Source organism: Xylanibacillus composti (assembly GCF_018403685.1).
Classification (GTDB): Bacteria; Bacillota; Bacilli; order Paenibacillales; family K13; genus Xylanibacillus; species Xylanibacillus composti.
Map to the genome: position 1 here is coordinate 24798 of NZ_BOVK01000014.1, position 19013 is coordinate 43810.

General features: G+C 54.4%; 21 protein-coding genes. 20 read left to right on the plus strand and 1 reads right to left on the minus strand.

The window, feature by feature from the left end:
- The first annotated feature begins 94 nt into the window (after positions 1-94).
- From XYCOK13_RS05420 to XYCOK13_RS05445, 6 genes are all read left to right on the plus strand, one after another.
- Positions 95-1420, plus strand: a complete 1326-nt coding sequence (locus XYCOK13_RS05420) for a glucosaminidase domain-containing protein (protein WP_213410876.1) — start codon at positions 95-97, stop codon at positions 1418-1420.
- A gap of 65 nt (positions 1421-1485) precedes the next feature.
- Entirely contained in the window at positions 1486-1959 is a 474-nt protein-coding gene (locus XYCOK13_RS05425; protein WP_244865013.1) for a hypothetical protein, read from the plus strand.
- Positions 1960-2349: 390 nt separating this feature from the next.
- Positions 2350-3270, plus strand: coding sequence for a S8 family peptidase (locus XYCOK13_RS05430; protein WP_213410877.1), 921 nt, complete (start codon positions 2350-2352; stop codon positions 3268-3270).
- Between the two features lie 111 nt (positions 3271-3381).
- Positions 3382-4011, plus strand: a complete 630-nt coding sequence (locus XYCOK13_RS05435) for a hypothetical protein (protein ID WP_213410926.1) — start codon at positions 3382-3384, stop codon at positions 4009-4011.
- A gap of 45 nt (positions 4012-4056) precedes the next feature.
- Positions 4057-4551: an acyl-CoA thioesterase gene (locus XYCOK13_RS05440; RefSeq protein WP_213410878.1), complete on the plus strand. Its 495-nt coding sequence runs from the start codon at positions 4057-4059 to the stop codon at positions 4549-4551.
- Positions 4552-4686: 135 nt separating this feature from the next.
- Complete coding sequence (locus XYCOK13_RS05445; RefSeq protein WP_213410879.1) at positions 4687-4899, plus strand: hypothetical protein; 213 nt, start codon at positions 4687-4689, stop codon at positions 4897-4899.
- Between the two features lie 94 nt (positions 4900-4993).
- On the opposite strand, the gene XYCOK13_RS05450 is transcribed toward XYCOK13_RS05445, so the two are convergent.
- Complete coding sequence (locus XYCOK13_RS05450; RefSeq protein ID WP_213410880.1) at positions 4994-5395, minus strand: hypothetical protein; 402 nt, start codon at positions 5393-5395, stop codon at positions 4994-4996.
- A 293-nt stretch (positions 5396-5688) separates the two neighbouring features.
- Between XYCOK13_RS05450 and XYCOK13_RS05455 the strand changes: the two genes are divergently transcribed.
- From XYCOK13_RS05455 to XYCOK13_RS05520, 14 genes are all read left to right on the plus strand, one after another.
- Positions 5689-6471, plus strand: coding sequence for an alpha/beta fold hydrolase (locus XYCOK13_RS05455; RefSeq protein WP_213410881.1), 783 nt, complete (start codon positions 5689-5691; stop codon positions 6469-6471).
- Positions 6472-6952: 481 nt separating this feature from the next.
- Positions 6953-9379, plus strand: a complete 2427-nt coding sequence (locus XYCOK13_RS05460; protein WP_213410882.1) for a glycoside hydrolase family 94 protein — start codon at positions 6953-6955, stop codon at positions 9377-9379.
- Positions 9380-9682: 303 nt separating this feature from the next.
- Positions 9683-10600, plus strand: coding sequence for a GNAT family N-acetyltransferase (locus XYCOK13_RS05465; RefSeq protein WP_244865017.1), 918 nt, complete (start codon positions 9683-9685; stop codon positions 10598-10600).
- 27 nt (positions 10601-10627) lie between these two features.
- On the plus strand, positions 10628-11011 hold the full coding sequence (locus XYCOK13_RS05470; protein WP_213410884.1) for a hypothetical protein: 384 nt from the start codon (positions 10628-10630) through the stop codon (positions 11009-11011).
- Positions 11012-11038: 27 nt separating this feature from the next.
- Entirely contained in the window at positions 11039-11827 is a 789-nt protein-coding gene (gene murI / locus XYCOK13_RS05475; protein WP_213410885.1) for a glutamate racemase, read from the plus strand.
- A gap of 26 nt (positions 11828-11853) precedes the next feature.
- Positions 11854-12837, plus strand: coding sequence for a tRNA glutamyl-Q(34) synthetase GluQRS (gene gluQRS, locus XYCOK13_RS05480; protein ID WP_213410886.1), 984 nt, complete (start codon positions 11854-11856; stop codon positions 12835-12837).
- 18 nt (positions 12838-12855) lie between these two features.
- On the plus strand, positions 12856-13608 hold the full coding sequence (locus tag XYCOK13_RS05485) for a metallophosphoesterase family protein (protein WP_213410887.1): 753 nt from the start codon (positions 12856-12858) through the stop codon (positions 13606-13608).
- Positions 13609-13725: 117 nt separating this feature from the next.
- Complete coding sequence (locus XYCOK13_RS05490) at positions 13726-14166, plus strand: hypothetical protein (protein ID WP_213410888.1); 441 nt, start codon at positions 13726-13728, stop codon at positions 14164-14166.
- Between the two features lie 36 nt (positions 14167-14202).
- On the plus strand, positions 14203-14448 hold the full coding sequence (locus tag XYCOK13_RS05495) for a DUF2164 domain-containing protein (protein WP_213410889.1): 246 nt from the start codon (positions 14203-14205) through the stop codon (positions 14446-14448).
- Between the two features lie 24 nt (positions 14449-14472).
- A complete protein-coding gene (locus XYCOK13_RS05500) occupies positions 14473-15054 on the plus strand; it encodes a histidine phosphatase family protein (RefSeq protein ID WP_213410890.1) in 582 nt (193 codons plus the stop codon).
- 242 nt (positions 15055-15296) lie between these two features.
- Positions 15297-16046, plus strand: coding sequence for an SDR family NAD(P)-dependent oxidoreductase (locus XYCOK13_RS05505; RefSeq protein WP_213410891.1), 750 nt, complete (start codon positions 15297-15299; stop codon positions 16044-16046).
- 203 nt (positions 16047-16249) lie between these two features.
- Positions 16250-17221 (plus strand): ABC transporter substrate-binding protein, encoded by a 972-nt coding sequence (locus tag XYCOK13_RS05510; RefSeq protein WP_213410923.1) that lies wholly within the window; start codon positions 16250-16252, stop codon positions 17219-17221.
- A gap of 74 nt (positions 17222-17295) precedes the next feature.
- The gene (locus tag XYCOK13_RS05515) at positions 17296-18081 is read left to right on the plus strand and encodes an ABC transporter ATP-binding protein (protein WP_213410924.1); all 786 of its coding nucleotides are present in this window, start codon (positions 17296-17298) and stop codon (positions 18079-18081) included.
- Positions 18059-18889 (plus strand): ABC transporter permease, encoded by an 831-nt coding sequence (locus tag XYCOK13_RS05520; protein WP_213410892.1) that lies wholly within the window; start codon positions 18059-18061, stop codon positions 18887-18889. The genes XYCOK13_RS05515 and XYCOK13_RS05520 overlap by 23 nt, the downstream gene beginning before the upstream one ends.
- Positions 18890-19013 lie beyond the last annotated feature (124 nt).

Below are 19013 nucleotides of genomic sequence, written 5' to 3' on the forward strand. Positions count from 1 at the left end.
TTGCCGATGAAGTCGTGTGGGGAGGAAGGAATTCCCGAATTGGAGCAGAAGTTGTTTGTACACGACTTCGGGCAGGCGAGGTGGCGGACAGGGAATGAATGCGCCGAACGGAAAGGATGCAACAACGGCAAATGCCGTGTGGGAGCGGGAATGGATTGGACCAGCCGCAATCGGCGGTTTGAAGCAGCTGCTGACACACAAACTTGGTGATCGCGACGTGCGGGAACGTGCGGCCGTATTTGCCGATGCGCTGCATCGCATGGTTCAAAGCAGGCTGCCTGCGCTTGCCGAATCGCAGAGGGTGGCAGTGCGCATAAGGCTGGTGAAGCTGCTGTGCACCGAGAAAGGCGCGCTGACTGACCGCGATGTGCTGGAAGAGTGTTTGCGGTTGCAGCTGCTCCGAGAGGAGGATTTCGCCGTTCTTTCCGAATGGGTGCAAGCCCGGACGGGAACGAGAGCGGGAACGGATGAGCTGAGACACTGGGCCGAGCTGGTACGATCCAACAAGCCGCTGCCGATCGCAATGACGGACGCTGCGGTCGCGGCATCAGCCATGCGTTCGGATACGAGGGAGGCGCATCGGCAAGGGCTTGGCACACGGAGCGGGGTAGCATCCGTTCCGGCTCTGTCCCAGCATATATCTGGCGTCGATGGGGAAGTTCCCGCGGAAGCGCGCCAAACGGCGAAAGCTCACCTTTCATTAGCAGGACCGCAGGTTCAACCATCCTATGCTGCGGACTCTCTTGCAGCGGCATCTGCAGAAGCGCTCCCGCCCGGAACGTGGACTGCGCCTTCCTGGTTTAGACCTGCTGCAGCGGCTGGACTGCTTCTGGCGCTGCTTGGCTTTGGCATCGGGGTCTTGCTGAGCCATGCGCAACATCTAGCAGAAGGGCAGACACAGTCAGCGCAGCCTGTGCTGGTTTTCCAACCGTCTGCTCCTGCGTCGCCTCATATGGAAAATGGGCTGCCTCGGCCACTCCAGCACAGGTATGTGAACAGAGAGCAGCTGCAGCTCTGGCTTGCGCGCAAAAACTCCAAGCTGGCTGAAGATCCTTATTATACGACCATGCTGAATACAGCTAAGGAATATAATTTGCACCCGTATTTACTGTTCGCCGTTGCCGGACAAGAGAACGGGTACGTCCAGACGGACAATCCGAATGCGGAGAAGATCGCAAACAATCCATTCAACGTGTATCATAGCTGGTGGGAATACAATACGGATATCACGGATTCAAGCCGCATCGCAGCGAAGACAATCGTCCGGCTGAGCTGGGATCAGCCAGAGGACATCCATCCTTTTCAATGGATTAATCGGGAATATGCCGAGGATCAGAATTGGTGGAAAGGGGTAAAGGCGATCTTCGAGCAGATGGAGCGGGACATACCGCTGGCGCCTCCTTCTGATAAAGGCGGATAGAAGGCAGTACGGCTGAGTTTTAGCGCTTAGCAAGACTAATTGGTTACAAGGAAGGTGTGGGCATAGTGACGGAGTTTGCCTCCTTTCATACGATGAACAAAATCCCTGGGGAACTGCTGGAAGAAAGATTAGAGACAGTCAAAACGCTTGAAACGTCGGAACTGGAGCAGTATTCGATTGAAAAAGACCGCTTGACCGGAGAGCACTATTTGCTGTACGCCTATGTGCATCGGGATGCGGCTCCGGGCATGCAGGAGGAGGTATTCCACCATTTACTGCCTTTGGAATCGGATGACGTGTTGGCGCTTGTGCTTGGCGAGCAGCCTTACACCTATCCCGATCATTGGCATCGATCATTCCTGCGCGATGGCCCGGATGGCTGTCTGGTCTGGTTTTCCCCGGCAGGGCCTGCATCCGATGAGGATCAGGAGTTTCAACGCGAGCTCTTGGAAGGTCTGGCGGAATTAAAGCAAAAGGGCGGATCCGAGGAAGACATTCGCAAGCTGCTGGACCGCCTGCACCGCAAGCAAGGCGATTAGCATCTCCCGATGCCCTTGCTTAACAGATTCGCTATACGAATTGCCCACTCTGCGGCTTCACGCAGCCGCAAACCGCAAACGCACGTAATCCGCATGCCAGTCACCCGAACGATTCGGTGGCTGGCTTCTTTGCGTTCGTCCTCCTATTCGCTCATTTCCGGAAAGTTCGTTCTGCCAAGTCAACCTCTTTTCCACAAGTACAACCTCTCTCTAGGCAATGCTGTTCCGATTTCCATTAAAAAGACAAGCTTTGTAAACAAATTGTAAACGCAATGTTATCGGAATGTTAACGTCGACAAGCCGTTGTTGCATATAATAAAGGTACAAATGATAGCGCTTACAAGAAATGCATTGCTCGTTGCGGGTATTTTAGGCAGGAGGTGGTTGCACGTGAAGCATCGACTACAGCGTTTGTTCCTATGCTTCGTCCTGCTCAGCAGTCCGTTCCTATATGTGTATGGCAAAGCGGATTTTCAAAAGGATGAGGTCATCATAGCCGTGCTGGATACCGGCATCGATGACTCGCATGAGCTGCTTCGGGGGCGGGTGATTCAGGGGTTTGATTTTATCGATCGCGACTGGATTTCAGAGGATCAAGACGGACACGGCACCCATGTTGCAGGAATTATCGCTCGAGAAGCGCCGGGAGCGCGCATTCTGTCTGTCCGCATCATCGACAACGACAATGACGTGAAATATTCGCATGCAGCCATTCTTTATGCCATCAGCCAAGGGGCTGATGTAATCAATATGAGCTTTGTCGAGCCGTATCAGCCCTTGACGCAGTGGGCCATTCAATATGGACTGTCGAAAGGCGTTACCTTTGTTGCAGCTTCAGGCAATCAGGGATTGGAGGAAGTAGGGTATCCGGCCAGATACAACGGGGTATACAGCATCTCCGGCTATGAGGAGGATGGTCATCAATTTTTCGGCAACTTCGGCGAGAATGTGGACTACTTGGCTCCAGGCTGGAAGGTAGAAAGCGCCGCCCCGGATGGCGGATTTGCGACCAAGTCCGGGACCAGCATGTCAGCCGCTTATGTATCGGGCGTGTTGGGCTATATGCATACAGCCAAGCCTGATATAAAACGGAAGGAGCTCAGGGAGCTGTTGGATGCCCGATCCTATGAGGTTACGAAAATATCGGAGGCGGCGTCAACCGTCCAGGGGAGGAGCGAGCGCCAGCTGGATTCCATCGCGGCAAATGCAGGCGTGGATGCGCAGGTGAGAATTCCTGCCGGTTCTGGGGAAGCGCGTCCGTACAAGGTCATAGACAAGGCACGGATTGAAGCGGGATTGTTGGCGGATTGATCGTGGTCTGCCTGATAGGATTTCCCTAAACGGGCTCCCGAGATTTTGTGTTGCAGTGGAATATTTGCTATGATGCTGAATATCTGAATGCAAGCAAAGGCAGGGATGGCTGTGGTCCAATCCATTACAGACCCTACGATCTTCGATAATTTGCGCGTCGTCGTGGAAGGCGCATTGTATGAGCGAGATTTGGCCGGTGAGATCCTGGTCGTGGAACGCCGGGATTTGGTCGATCTTGCGGCCTTTTCCCGAAGCTTCCGGATGAAGGTTCGGGAGAAGGCCCCGGCCGCATCTTCGCAGGAGGCCGTGCAGCTGGAATTTCGCCTGACCAGCCAATTCATGGATTTCGCTGCGGAGAAGGCGGCAGCAATATGGGGCGGCTCGCCGCCTTCCACAGCGGGCTGTATGCTGGAAGCGTCGCTGCGGGTTCCGCTGTCGCCCGCTGAACGGTCGGGCAAGGTGGCCGAATTGCGGCCGGAGCATCTTCCGCTTGGGGCGCTAAGGGAAACGGGACAAGCCGTAGAACACATTGCTGCGGGCATTTGGAAGGAGGGAAGGGAGAGGCCGGATCTGCAGCTGTATTTTCACGGTACAGTCTCGAGCGTTGCCGCGATAGAACTTGAAGCGAGGTTCCGTTATGCGAGGCCTCTCGATGAGGACGATGCCGCATGGATTCCGGACATGCTTGAAGATTGTCTGGCAGTGCTGCAGCAATGGAATGCCCGAGGTATGGATGCGTGAGCAATTATGGAATACACATCACAGAATTGGAGGCGCTCTAGCTCTATGGAAGGTAAGCGCACAAGCGAATCCAGAACGGTCATGACGGAAATTATCTTGCCGGCGGATACGAACTATCATGGGACGGTATTCGGCGGCTATGTCATGAGCAAGATTGACAAAGTAGCGACAATCGCCAGCATGCGCCATTCGCGCTCTCCCGTGGTGACCGCTTCTAGCGACAGCCTGGATTTTCTGGCGCCTATTCGGGAAGGCGAGGCGATGATTCTGGAATCGTTCGTCAGCTGGACGCATCGCAGTTCAATGGAAGTGTACGTGAAGGTACAATCGGAGAACCTGTACACCGGCGAACGCAAGCTCACGGCCACTTCATATTTGACCTTCGTTGCCTTGGACGAAGCGAATAACCCGGTTCCCGTTCCCCCGGTAGTGCCGGAAACAGAGGAAGAACGCCGGCATTACCAGACTGCTGCGCAGCGGTATGAGCAGCGCAAGCGCCGCAAGGAGCAACGAAAGTCCGATGCCGCTACAGACCACTGATCAATCTCTTGCTAATCTGCACCGATCTTAGGCAATGCTCCAGGAGACATTGCAAGACGGTGTTTTTTTTGTGAATATAATAGGTATAGCATATGGAAAGGAATCCTTTCAGAGGAAATGAGGGAGGGAAACCAAATGGAACTTATCTTAATCCCCTTGATCTGTTATATCGCAGGCTACATCCTCTACGCAATCATCAAGACGGCCATCAATCATTCCAAAGCGGTACATCTGCAAAAAGAGAATCAGCAGCTGCTGAAGGAAATCCGCGACCTTCTCCAAGCGATGCAGCAGGGACAACATCACAGCTCGCCTCAGACCAGCAACCAGATCGACAAGCAAGTGTAAGAGAGCAGTTGTAAATCTTCATGCATGGGAGGCCAAGCGAAATCTGAAAATCCAATCATAGCAGGAGGGAAGAAAGATGCAGAGGAAATCCGAATCAACGAGCATCCGCGTCATCGGCGCCATCGATGAACAGACCCGCTGCCGTCACTATCACAGCGAGCTGGACCGCATTGCGATTCGGTTTAAGTGCTGCGACCAATTCTACGGCTGCTATTACGTCAATTTCCAAATGTAACGGGTCAACGAGCACGTCGACAGGGAAAATAAACGTTTGGTAAATGGGTTTGATTAAAGACAAGGGTAGCGCAAACAGCACACCGTTCAGCATCAAGTGTTTGCCGTGAATGGCGTACATAATGCAATGTCCATCGCATTGAAGCTTCATGTAATCGAAGGGACCGGTATAGTTGGCGAGACGGGCATTATAATCATAACGGATCGTCCCGGAGCCAATTATGTCCATTAAGGTGTGCATAGACGAAGAAGGCTGCTGCATTCGTTTTTCTGCATTAGTTCCGTAGGAATGAAGTAGGTTTCCAAGTGTCTCGAGGATATTGAACGACATGATCATCACTAGCATTGTCCTCTCTGTCTTCAAGTTAATCTCATCTTAATGACTCCACACCTTCAAGGGAATCGCCTAAATAAAACTAAGACTAGATTAGGTATTCCGAGCCCAATTAGCATGTCTGATTTTTGTCTAAGACGTTGCCCTCTAGGCATTCACCCTTCGCTCCCGGAATGAGTATCTTAAAGGTATGATGGAACCACCAGAATGGAGGAATCGGAATGGGCTATTATATTTCCGTGGAGTCAGGCGTCAAGCTATATGTGGAGGATTTGAACCCTGGAGGGCAAAAGACAATCGTATTTTTGCACGGGTGGCCGCTGAGTCACAAGCAGTTTGAATATCAGTTCAATGTTCTTCCGTCTATGGGATATCGATGCATAGGAATTGATTGGCGAGGGTTCGGCCAGTCGGATAAACCTGTCAGCGGCTATACGTATGATCGGCTGGCCGATGATATTCGCGTCGTTGTCGATACGCTTCAGCTGCGTGATTTCACGCTTGCGGGCCACTCTACCGGCGGAGCGATTGCCATTCGGTATATGGCGCGGCATCACGGGCATGGCGTATCCCGGCTCGTCTTGATAGATGCTGCCGCTCCAAGAGGCTTTACTGAAGAAACGGCCAATCATCTGCTTGCTGAAGCGCTGCAGGATCGGCCGAAGATGATGCGGGAGGTTACGGAGACTTTCTTCTTCCAATATATCTCCGAGCCATTCTCGGACTGGTTTATGCAAATGGGGATGCAGGCGGCCAGCTGGTCAACGGCGGCCATTATCATGACATTGAGAGATGAGAATGTTGCCGCGGATTTACCCCAAATCGCAGTTCCCACCTTAATCGTTCACGGCATTCACGACAAGGTGATTCCCTTTGCGCAGGCGCATGAGCTTCACCAAGCGATCAGACATTCGCAGCTCGTACCGTTCTCTTACAGCGGACACGGTCCTTTCTGGGAAGAACGAGACCGGTTCAACCAGCTGATGGCGCAATTTGCCGGATGATAGTAATGCAGGAATTGGAATATTACGAATATTGTTAAATATTGCGTGCGCGCAGTCTATTTCTGTCGACATTTGTGTGCTAGAATAAAGTAGAGCTGGATTTCATGGTAGGAGCATACGATAATCACAGAAGCAGCAATGCTTCACTTTTACGACCTGTTTCCTGTCGTGGAGCACTTCGAACAGGTCGAGTAAGGAGGCGATTGTGTGCTGGGCTGGCTGTTTCGTTCTGCCAAGTGCCATATTTGCGGTCAAAAGGCAGTAGAACCACGGAACTATTTCAGCAACGACGGCAAGCCCGTTAAAGTATGCTTTAAGTGTGTCGACTACGCTGAGCGGAGGGCGCTGCGCAAGAGGTGAGCATAATCTCAACTTCGAAACGTGCCCTTACAGAGGCCTTTAGACTATTGCGATAGCTATGGGGCCTTTGTTATGCTAGTCATAGAATAGAAAACGTTTTCCGAAACAGGAGGGATTTATGATGAAATATGGATATTTTGACGGAGATAACAAGGAATACGTGATCACGAAGCCGAATACGCCTGCGCCTTGGGCCAATTATCTCGGCTCGCCGGAATACGGCGCTATCATATCGAACAATGCAGGAGGGTACAGCTTTGTCAAATCGGGGGCGAACGGACGTATTATCCGTTACCGCTTCAACAGCACGCCGGCCGATCAGCCGGGACGTTATATTTACATACGGGACAGGGAGATGGCGGACTACTGGTCGGCCTCCTGGCAGCCAGTCGGCAAGGATCTGAGCGAGTATGAGTCGGAATGCCGTCACGGCACGGCCTATACCGCGATGAAATCGAAGTACAAGGGGATTGAGACCGACACGCTGTACTATGTGCCTCTAGACAAGACCTACGAAGTGTGGCGCTTGAAGGTGACGAATCAGGATGAGCGCCCGCGCAAGCTTTCGTTGTTCGGCTATGTGGAATTCACGAATGATGCCAACTACGAGCAGGATACGGTCAATCTGCAGTATACGCAGTTTATCAGCAAGACTTATTTCCGCGAGAACATGATCCTCCAGGCGATCAACGAGCATGTGTCGGAAGTAGGCGGCGGCGCAAGCGGGCTGAGCGATGAAGCCGGCGAGGGCATCTGGCGCTTCTTCGGCGTACAGGGGGCCGAGGTTAACCGCTATGATGGGGATCGGGATATCTTCGTCGGCGATTACCGGGGCTACCAGAATCCGGCTTCGGTCGAGCAAGGCGCTTGTACGAATACGTTGAATTACAACGGCAATTCCTGCGGGGCTTTGCAGATCGACGTGGAGCTGGCGCCGGGTGAGACGAAGGAGATCGTGTTTCTGCTGGGCGCATACGGGGAAGCGGATGCCAGACAAATCCTTGGCCGCTACGAGACATTGACGGTAGTCGAGGAGGAACTGCAGGAGCTGAAAAGTTACTGGCACAGCAAGCTGGACCGCTTCCAGGTCCAAACCCCGGACGACAACTTTAACCAGATGGTAAATGTCTGGAATGCGTACCAATGCTTCATTACCTTCATTTGGTCGCGAGCGGCTTCCTTCCAATACTGCGGCTTGCGGAATGGACTGGGCTATCGGGATACGGTGCAGGACATCCAAGGCATTATGCACCTGGAGCCGGAGCTTGCCCGGGAACGGCTGACGCTCATGCTGTCCGCCCAGGTGTCCAATGGCGGGGGGTTGCCGTTGGTGAAGTTCGATCACCGGCCAGGCCATGAGGGGACGCCGGATGATCCGGATTATGCGCGGGAAACCGGGCATCCGTTCTATCGGGCGGATGATGCGCTCTGGCTGTTCCCGACGACGATTCGCTATTTGAAGGAAAGCGGCAATTGGGCGTACGTGGACGAAGTGATTCCGTTCTCGGACCAAGGCGAGGGTACGGTGTATGAGCACTTGCGAAGAGCGATCCAGTTCAGCATCGACCGCTTGGGCGAGCACGGCATGCCCGTCGGCCTGCATGCGGACTGGAACGACGCGCTCCGGCTCGGCGCACATGGCGAATCGCTGTTCGTCGCGTTCCAGCTGTATCTCGCGCTCGGCGTGTACAAGGAAATTGCCGCACACAAGCAGGATGACGCGCAGGTCCACTGGGCGGAACAGCTGCGAGCTGCACTGGGGGACAATATTCAGAAGCACGCATGGGAAGGAGACCGGTTCGTACGCGGTTTTACAGAGGACGGCTACGTCGTCGGCTCCCGCGAGAATGAGGAAGCGAGCCTGTGGCTGAATCCGCAAACATGGTCGATCTTGAGCGGCTTTGCTGAACCGGAGCAGGCTAGAACGGCAATGGATCTCGTCTATGAACAGTTGAATACCGAATATGGAGCGATGCTGTTCTATCCGCCGTTCAAGAAATTCGGGCTTCCTGTTGCGCGCATGGCCCTGTTCAACGGAACGACGAAGGAGAATGCCGGCATTTTCTCACAGCCGCAGGGCTGGCTGATCCAGGCTGAGACGATGCTTGGACGCGGCAACCGGGCGTATCAATATTTCACGGAAATCAACCCGGCTGCTATGAATGACAAAGCGGAAATCCGCAAGATCGAGCCTTATGTGCACGGGCAGTCGATTGAGGGCATTGACAGTCCATTCTTCGGGCGCGGTCATGTGCATTGGCTGACCGGAACAGCATCGACCGTCATGGTATCGTTGGCAGAGGGCATTATGGGCGTGCAGCCGACTTTCGACGGCTTGCGTCTTGACCCATGCATCCCTTCAACGTGGAGCGAATTCTCGATGTATCGGGAATTCAGAAGCAAGCGGCTGCGCATCAAGGTCGAGAACCCGAATCATGTAGAGAAGGGTGTAGCCAAGGTGATGCTTAACGGTGAGGAGCTTGAAGGGAACTTGCTGCCGGACGATCGGCTGCGGGAGAACAATGACGTTCTCGTTTTGATGGGTTAAAGCAGTAGCAGCTTGCGCACAAATTGTATATAGTGGACGGTTATGGACGGTCAGCATTTCTATTGACTCCATCCGCCATCGTACCCGGATGATTTGAAATCGCTTTGAGGCCTGCTGGCTTTCAGGCGATTTTTTTTCAGGCAACAGGCAGATGCTTTTGGCAAGAGCAGTACGGCGAATAGGAGAATGGGAAAGTCGGTGTTCCTCTTGCTGCGGAACGTCTTGCGGTCTGTAACCGAATCCGTATCATTTGTGGTATACTGAATGCAAACAGGATGGACGGGTGGATGCGTCGTGAGATTAATGGAGGATTACAAGCATACAGATAGGTATAGGGACAGCTTCAATCGGCTGGCGCACCAAACCTTCGGTATTTCTTTCGAGGAGTGGTACCAGCGCGGCTACTGGGATGAGCGGTACATCTGCTATTCTTACGTGGACCGCGATGAAGTGGTCGCCAACGTGTCTGTCAGCCGATTGCAGCTGCGGTCCGAGTCCGCTTGTCTGAAAGCCTGTCAGATCGGCACCGTCATGACGCATCCGGAGTACCGGGGGCGCGGTTTGTCCGCGAAACTGATGGATCACGTAATTCAGAAGCATGAGCCGGAGGCGGATGTGTTCTTTCTGTTCGCCAACCGTCAGGTGTTGGACTACTATCCCCGGTTCGGTTTCAGTCCTGTGCAGGAGAGCCGATTCGTCTGGAATCGCGACGGGGAATGCTCTGGCCTGCGAGGCGCTGCACCGCCAACATGGCGCCAACTGGACTTGCAGCATCCGCAGGACGAACGTCGGCTGCTGCATGCACTGAAATCGCGCCAGCCGATTTCCGACCGGTTGAGCGTGCTGGAGCACGAGGGCATCTTTATGTGGCACGCCCTTGAAGTATTTCCAACCGGGCTTTATTACCATGAACAGACTGGCCAAATCTGGGCCTGCAGCCATCATGAAGGCACCTTGCATCTTTATGACTGTATCTCGCCTTCATCCGGGCACGGTAGAAGCGATCACGGCAGCTTTCCCGAATTATTCGATGAGCTCTGCGTGCTGTTGCCGGGCACAAGGCGAGTGGAATTCGCCTTTACGCCGGATAAGCTGGGGCTTCCCGTGTACAATGAACCGCTCCGGGGCAACGACGTGTTGTACGCGAAGCAATCTCGTACAAGCGGCCCTGCTTTTCCGGAGGACGGCCCGTTCAAATATCCGATTACCGCTCAAGCATAAACGCTACTTCAATTCAGGAGGCAACCAATGAGTACTGATCTAGTCAAGAAGCTGCATTATAAAGGCGGCAAGGCGCTGTTGCTGAATGCGCCGGAAACCTTCGCTTGGACGATAGAAGCATCTGCAGAGCTGGAGCAGGGAGCGGATTTCATTCTCCTGTTCGCCCGCAATGCGGAAGAAGTGGAGCAGTGGAAAGACAAGGCGGCGGCAGCGCTGGCTCCAGGGGACAGCATCCTCTGGCTGGCGTACCCGAAGAAATCATCCAAGATGAAATCCGATATTCATCGGGATTTGCTGTGGGATACGTTCGCCTCTCATCAGCTTCGGCCCGTCAGTCAGGTGAGTTTGGACGAAACCTGGTCAGCGTTGCGGTACCGTCACGAGGATCGGGTGAAAAAGAAATCCACATAACTGAAGCCAGCATACAAGGAGACTCGTATGAGCATTGTATTTTTCGACTCCGGCATCGGAGGTTTGACTGTCTTGCATGAAGCCGTAAGGCTGATGCCGCACGAGGATTACATTTACTACGCGGACTCCCGCCATGTTCCGTACGGCTTGCGTGACAAGCGGGAAGTGCAGCGTCTGGTTTGCGATGCCATCCAGGCGATGACCGAGCGCTATGACGTGCACGCTGTTGTGGTGGCCTGCAATACGGCGACCAGCATCGCCATTCAAGCCCTGCGTGATCGCTATCGCATGCCGGTGATTGGCATGGAACCGGCAGTCAAGCCTGCTGTACGCCTTGTACAGGCAAGCCGCAAACGTGTGTTGGTGTCAGCGACGCCGCTAACGCTCAAGGAAAATAAATTTGCAGAGCTTGTGGCCGGCATTGAGGCCGAGCAGTTCGTTGATCCGCTGGCGCTTCCCGAGCTTGTGCGGTTCGCAGAAAAAGAACAATTTGCCGGACAGACGGTTGAAGCATACTTGCGGGAAGTGCTAACGCCTTTTGATTTAAGCCAATACGGCGCGTTCGTCATGGGATGCACGCATTATATTTACTACAAGAATTTGTTTTCCAAGCTGCTGCCCGAAGAAGTCGCTTTGATTGACGGCAATCGCGGAACGGTTCGCCATTTGCAGCGGCAGCTGGAGGTTCTTCTCCCCGGCAGAAGCGGGAAGGGCTCGGGCCAGATCCGGTTTCATTCCTCCTTGCCTGCGGATGAAGCAGATCGAATGACCAGGATATTCCACCATCTGCAAGCAGAGCACGATGGAGTAACGTAAGAGCAAGGAAGAGAGGATGAGCATGGATGGAAGGCAGCGTGAACAGCGGTGCAGGACGGCGGGGCCGCTTCGCTCCCACGCCGTCCGGCTTTTTGCATCTGGGCAACGCGCTTGCTGCCCTTCTGGGCTGGCTGCAGATGCGGAAGGCCGGCGGCGTGTTTCTGCTGCGCATCGAAGATATCGACAAGCCGCGATGCAGGCCCGCCTTCGTCGAGCAAATCTATCGAGATATGGATTGGCTAGGGTTGGACTGGGATGAAGGTCCCGGGCGGGAAGGCGAGTGCGGCCCTTATGTGCAGAGTGAGCGCATGGGGCTTTACGAACTCGCCCTGGACAAGCTTCTATCCAGCGGCCGCTTGTACCCTTGCTTTTGCAGCAGAGCGGAACTGATGGCCGTTGCCAGCGCACCGCATGGATTGGCTTCGCAGGGTCCCGCCTACCCAGGGCTGTGCCGCGGCTTGTCAGAGGCGGAACGCAGTGCGAAGGCTAGGGAGAAAACACCTTCCTTGCGCTTCGCCATGCCGGATCGCCCCGTTTCTTTCGAGGATGGGGTACTGGGGAAGCAGACCTTCCCCGCGCCGGCTGGCGGGGATTTCGTCGTCAGACGTGCGGATGGCATCATCGGCTACCAATTGGCTGTCGTCGTGGATGATGCGTCGATGGGCATTACGGACGTGCTGCGCGGCGGAGACCTGCTGGATTCCACGCCGCGCCAGCTAGCCCTGTTTGAAGCGCTCGGCTGGACGGTTCCGCGCTATGCGCACGTGCCGCTAATCGTTGGTGAGGACGGACGCAGATTGGCCAAACGGCACGGCTCCATTGCGCTCCAAGCGCTGCGCGAGTCGGGCACGCGCCCACAGCAGGTCATTGGTCTGCTGGCGTATCTGGGCGGCCTGCTGCCCGAGCCGGAGCCGATGCGGGCGGAAGAGTTGATTGAGGGGTTTGACTTGTCCCTCATTCCTGACCATGCCGTTACTCTCGATCAGCAGGCATGGCAGGCGTTAGCTTGAAAGCGAGGATTGATGACGGTGGACAGAATAGCCATCATAGCAGACATACACGGGAACATTCCCGCACTGGACGCCGTACTTGCCGACATTGCCGGGCGCAGCGTAGACCGGATTTATTGCTTGGGGGATTTGGTGGGAAAGGGCCCGCAGCCCGAGTTGGCGGTAGACCGGATCCGGGAGCTTTGTGATATCGTGGTTAGGGGGAACTGGGACGAGAGCATTGGATTGCAGAAGGAGCGTCCGCACGCAATATGGCAGCAAGCGCGCTTAGGCGAGGAGCGGATGCGTTATTTGCGGGAGCTTCCGTTCAGCTTTGACTTTCTGATGAGCGGACGCCGCATCCGGCTGCTGCATGCGTCCCCGCAGAGTCTCTATCACCGCGTACAGCCGTGGGATGACATCAGCCTTCGTGCCGCGATGTTCGCCAATACGGAATGGACGGCGGAACCCGAGCAGGAGCCGGATGTCGTCGGTTACGGCGATATACACCATGCCTATATGCAGCACTTGCAGCACAAGCTGCTCTTCAATACAGGCAGTGTGGGCAATCCGCTGGACATGCCGGAACCTTCCTACGTCATAATGGAGGGCTTGCTTGAACAGCGGCAACGCTCGGCGCTGTCGATTCAGTTCATACGTGTGCCTTATGACATCGAGGAAGCGGTAAGGCTGGCCGAACAATCGGACATGCCGGAATCGGCTCCCTATGTCATCGAGCTGCGCACGGCTGTGTACAGAGGCATGCACCAGGGGAACAGACCATCAGGTTAGGCAGAAACCGGCGAATAGCAATCGGTTTCTGGACACGTACAGGAAGCCTATATGCCGGAAACACATGGAAGTGGAAGAACAGAATCTGCCTGCTGGCAAGAGAGGATGGTTGCGAAAATGAACGTCGGATGGATAGCCGGGGCGATGGTCGCAGCCATTGGCGCAGGCGGCATTCTTGCTATAGGAAGGGCGCTCCAATTGCGGCGCAGGCTCGCTGCCGAAAGTATGGTTCGGCTCGCTTATGGGGGAAGCTGCTTTGGAGCGTATCGTGGAAATAACCGAATGAAATTGTGGAGCGGCAGCGGCATGCTCGCTCTAACACCGTCACGGCTCCGCTTCATGCGTTATTTCGGCCGGGCTTCGCTGAATATTCCGTTGACCACGCTCACCGGGATTCATGAAACCCATACGTTTCGGGACAAGGTCAGCCTAAGCAGGCTTATGGTGGTAACCTATCGAGAGGCCGACGGGACATTGGTTTCGGTTGCATTCACGAATGTGGATGCAGGTGCTTGGTCTGAAGCAATCCGGCAACAGCGGCAACTGCATTTCATGTAGCTTCCTGCGGCTGTATGCAGAAAGGGGGGAATCCAGATGCTGATGATGAAAGTGTCCAGGGAACAAAAAGAAGCATGGATTCGCGAGGTTCAGCATTACTTTGAAGAAGAGAGAGGCGAAGAGATCGGCGCCTTGGCTGCGGAAGCTCTGCTAGACAAAATGCTGGCGCTCGTCGGCCCCGCTGTCTACAATCATGCCTTGTCTGATGTCCGGGGGATGCTCGGCGAACGATGGGCGGCAATCGATGATGAATTGTATGTGATGGAAAAAAGACAAGGATAACTACAAGGGAGAGGGGTCTAGCGGATGACCATTGTCGCATGTATTCGCCATGGTGTAACAGACTGGAACATTGCAGGGAAAGCGCAGGGCTGGAGTGACATCCCCCTGAACGAACAGGGCCGTGAACAGGCGCGGCGGCTCGCGGAGCGATTGGCGGGGGAATCCTGGGACGCGATTATCTCAAGCGATCTCGGGCGAGCCAGAGAAACAGCGGAAATCATCGCTTCCCGCTTGAATTTGCCGGACCCGGTCGTGCTGGAGCCGGAATTGCGCGAGATGAATTGCGGGTTAATAGAAGGGACAACAGAAGAGGAACGTGTGGCCCGATGGGGCAAGGAATGGTGGAAGTCCGACCTTGGGCGCGAGCAGCCGGCACAGGTGATGGCCCGAGGAGAACGGATTATTCGCCAGCTGGCGGATGCCTATCAGGGCAAGCGAGTATTGGCGGTAAGTCATGGCGGCTTGATCGGCTATGCCTTGAAGCGTCTGATTCCGCATGTGCCTACCGAGGAAAAACTGCACAACACTTCCGTTACGCTGCTGCGCTTCCGTCAGGAAGGGATTGACTGCGATCTGTTCAACTGCGCGGCGCATTTGGAGGTGTGAGGGCGACGGAAAGGAGCGATCCTTTCTCCTTGCGGCAATCTGCAACCGCTTACGAAATGGGAACATATACAAACAATAGGCGACTACTTTATGAGGTATGGTCGAAATTTTTATACGTTGTGACGCATCAGAAGGAGGCCGCTCCTTCCAGGTCGAAGAGATTGATCGCATGCACATGCAACCGGACGTTTCGCCGGGGGCACGGCTTGATTGGCTATTCTACGTGAGAAAGGTCAGATACCATGAATCTACATTTTGAAGGCAAGACAGTAGTCGTTACAGGCGCCGCAAGCGGAATCGGCCGCGGCATGGCGATAGGCTTCGCCAGGGAGGGAGCGACAGTAGTTGCTTCCGACATCCATCTGGAAAATCTGCAAGCGCTTCAATCGGACATGGAAAAGGAGGGGCTGCACATAGAGATTCAAGCGTGCGACGTCAGCTCGCAAGAACAGGTTGCTGCCTTGTTCGAAGCTCGCGCGCTGCAGAATGGTCTGGATGTGCTTGTCCATTGTGCCGGGTTAACGTATTTCAAATATTTCACGCAGACAGAGCCGGAGGAATACCGCCGCTTGATCGAAGTCAATTTGTCGGGCACCTTCTATTGCATGAAGGCTGCTGCAAGCAAGATGCAGGAGCACGGAAAAGCGGGCTCGATCATCGTCACCAGTTCTGTGAATGCGCATCGCAATCTGCCGTCGCAGGCTGTTTATACGAGTACGAAGGCGGCGATTGAGTCGCTTGCCCAATCATTGGCCGTGGAGGTCGCTCCGCAGCAAATTCGGGTCAATTGCCTGGCGCCGGGAGCCGTTGCGACCGCGCTGACGAATTTCACCGATGAGGTCAAAGCGGCCGTCGGCAAAGGCATCCCGCTTGGACGTGTCGGGGAACCGGAGGATATGGTCGGGACCGCCTTGTTCCTCGCTTCGCCGCTCTCGCAATATATCACGGGCGCAACCATCATCGTGGACGGCGGCTTGATGCATAAGCGTTAAGAATGAAGGATGCGTATGGGGATAAAAGGAAGAATTTCGCACTATATGCGAAATTCTTTTTTTTTTTTGATATTTGCTCGTTTTCTAGCAGTGCCGGACACTTGGCTTAACCTTTTGCTAGGCTGCAGCATACGCTGTAGCATAGGCTAAGAGAAGGGAGAGTGAACACCTTGAGAAAATCGGTGCATGTGCTTTTGTGCTGCATGCTGTTTGTGCCTTTCGTGCTTGCGGCTTGCGGAGACGCGGAAGAGGACTTGACTGCTGTTCGTGTCGGTGAAGTGACCCGATCCATCTTCTATGCTCCTCAATATATTGCCATAGAGAAAGGATTTTTTGAAGAAGAAGGCCTCGATGTGGAGCTGACCACGACATGGGGGGGCGACAAAACGATGACGACGCTCCTATCCGGAGGAATTGACGTGGCGCTCGTCGGATCGGAGACATCGATTTACGTATATTTGCAAGGGTCAGACGACCCGGTCGTGAATTTTGCCCAGCTCACCCAAACAGATGGAACCTTCCTGGTCTCCCGCCATGAAGCAGAGGATTTCACGTGGGAACAGCTGAGAGGGAGCAGTTTTCTCGGTCAGCGCAAAGGCGGAATGCCGCAAATGGCTGGAGAGTTTACACTGAAACAACACGGAATTGATCCGCATCGCGATTTGGAGCTCATTCAAAATATAGACTTTGCCAACATTGCTTCAGCCTTTGCCTCGGGAACCGGCGACTATGTTCAACTGTTCGAGCCGCAGGCAACTGTATTTGAGATGGAGGGAATCGGCCACGTGCTCGCTTCCTTCGGTGAGGAGAGCGGACGTTTGCCCTATACGGTATTTATGAGCAAACAGAGCTTTATTCAAGAAAATCCGGAAATTGTCCAGAAATTTACGAATGCAGTCTACCGGGCTCAGCTGTGGTTGGAGGAGGCCGATCCGGCTGAAGCAGCCGGGCTGATTGCCCCTTATTTCGAAGATACGGAGCTGGCAGTAATCCAAACCGTCATTGAACGCTACCAGAATCAACAATCGTACGCCCTCGACCCGGCCATAGATGAAGAGGAATGGGAACGGCTGCAGGATATCATGGAGGAGGCGGGCGAACTGCCCAAGCGTGTCGACCATGCCATTCTGGTTGACAATCAGTTTGCGAATAACGCTGCGGAGCATGTGAAGTAGCGGGCATAGCTTGGTTCCATGTGGTTTGCATTTTTTCCGTGAAAGGAGGAATACCCGTGGAAGATGCCGTTCGCATGCAAGGTGTGACATATGTTTACGTTACGGATAGAGAAGCGACGCTTGCTGTGGAGAACATCGACTTATCTGTGCGGCCAGGAGAATTTGTGAGCCTTGTCGGGCCCAGCGGCTGCGGGAAGACGACACTGCTTTCGCTGATCGCCGGCTTGATGCGTCCTACCCGAGGCGAGGTTCAAGTAGGCGGCAAGACCATAACAGACCCGTCGCCGCGAGTCGGTTATATGCTGCAGCAAGATTACTTGTTTCCGTGGAAAACGATTCTCGACAATGCGCTGACTGGCTTGAGGCTGATGGGACGCCTTAATCCGGAGACCCGTCAATATACCAAGCATCTGCTGCATGAAATGGGACTGGGACACAGTGAGGACTGGTATCCTCAACAGCTGTCCGGCGGCATGAGACAGCGTGCCGCTCTGGTGCGCACATTGGCAGCGAAGCCTGAATTGCTTCTGCTTGATGAGCCGTTTTCCGCACTCGATTATCAGACTAAGCTGCAGTTGGAGGATCTGGTTTCGGAGACATTGAAGACGCACTGCAAGACTGCGATATTGGTTACGCATGATATTTCGGAAGCGATAGCGATGAGCGACCGGATCATCGTCCTCGACCGCAATCCGGGCAGAATCCGCAAAGAAATTGCTGTACCAGATCCCATTCGCCAGGCCATTCCGTTCCAAGCGAGAGAAGCTCCCGGATTCCATGAACTCTTCAATCAAATTTGGAACGAACTGCTGGAGATCAGCGGAGAGGAGGCCCAGCATGAACAGCCAGCCGAAACCTGACCCTGCTGCGCTTCCGCTGGCCGACCAGGTTTATCATGACTACCGCAAGCGCAAGCGTCAGGAGCGGATTCGAGTCATACTGGTGCAGTTGGCCACTCTTGTCTCCCTTCTTGCGCTGTGGGAGATTGCCGGAAGGCGTTCCTGGATCGATGTCCTGCTGTTCAGCTATCCGAGCAAAATCGGGAATCTGCTCCTGGAAAAGCTGATGGACGGATCGCTGCTGCCGCATGTAGGGATTACCGTCATGGAAACGGTGATCGGATTTATATTGGGAACCCTGTGCGGCACGGCTGCAGCTACCTTGCTGTGGTGGTCGCCTTTTCTATCCAAGGTTTTGGACCCCTATATTGTCGTGTTGAACAGCATGCCGAAGGTTGCGTTGGGCCCGCTGCTCATTGTAGGTCTTGGACCCGGCATGCCGTCGATTATCGCAATGACCCTGGCCGTAACCGTCATTATCACGACACTTGTCGTGTACAGCAGCTTCAAGGAAGTAGACCCCAACTATGTGAAGGTCGTCCTCCTGTACGGCGCGAATCGTGCCGGCACCTTTGCCAATGTCATCTTTCCGGCCTCGCTGCCGACGATTATTTCCACGCTTAAGGTCAATGTGGGCTTGTCCTGGATTGGCGTCATTGTTGGCGAATTTTTGGTATCGAAGCAAGGGCTCGGCTATTTGATCATATACGGCTTTCAGGTCTTTAATTTCACCCTTGTCATCGGCAGTCTTGCGATCATTGCGATCGTCGCCACACTGATGTATCAAGCGGTATCCTTTCTGGAGTCTGCGCTCATGCGCAGGCGTTGAAGCCGGCAGCCAACCCGTTGACCGTATGCAGCAACGGGCTTCTGCAGCCCTGGGAAGCGGCATGCTTCTCAGGGCCTTCTGCTGTCTGGATTCACAGAATCCTTAAGGCGAACTAGGAAATATC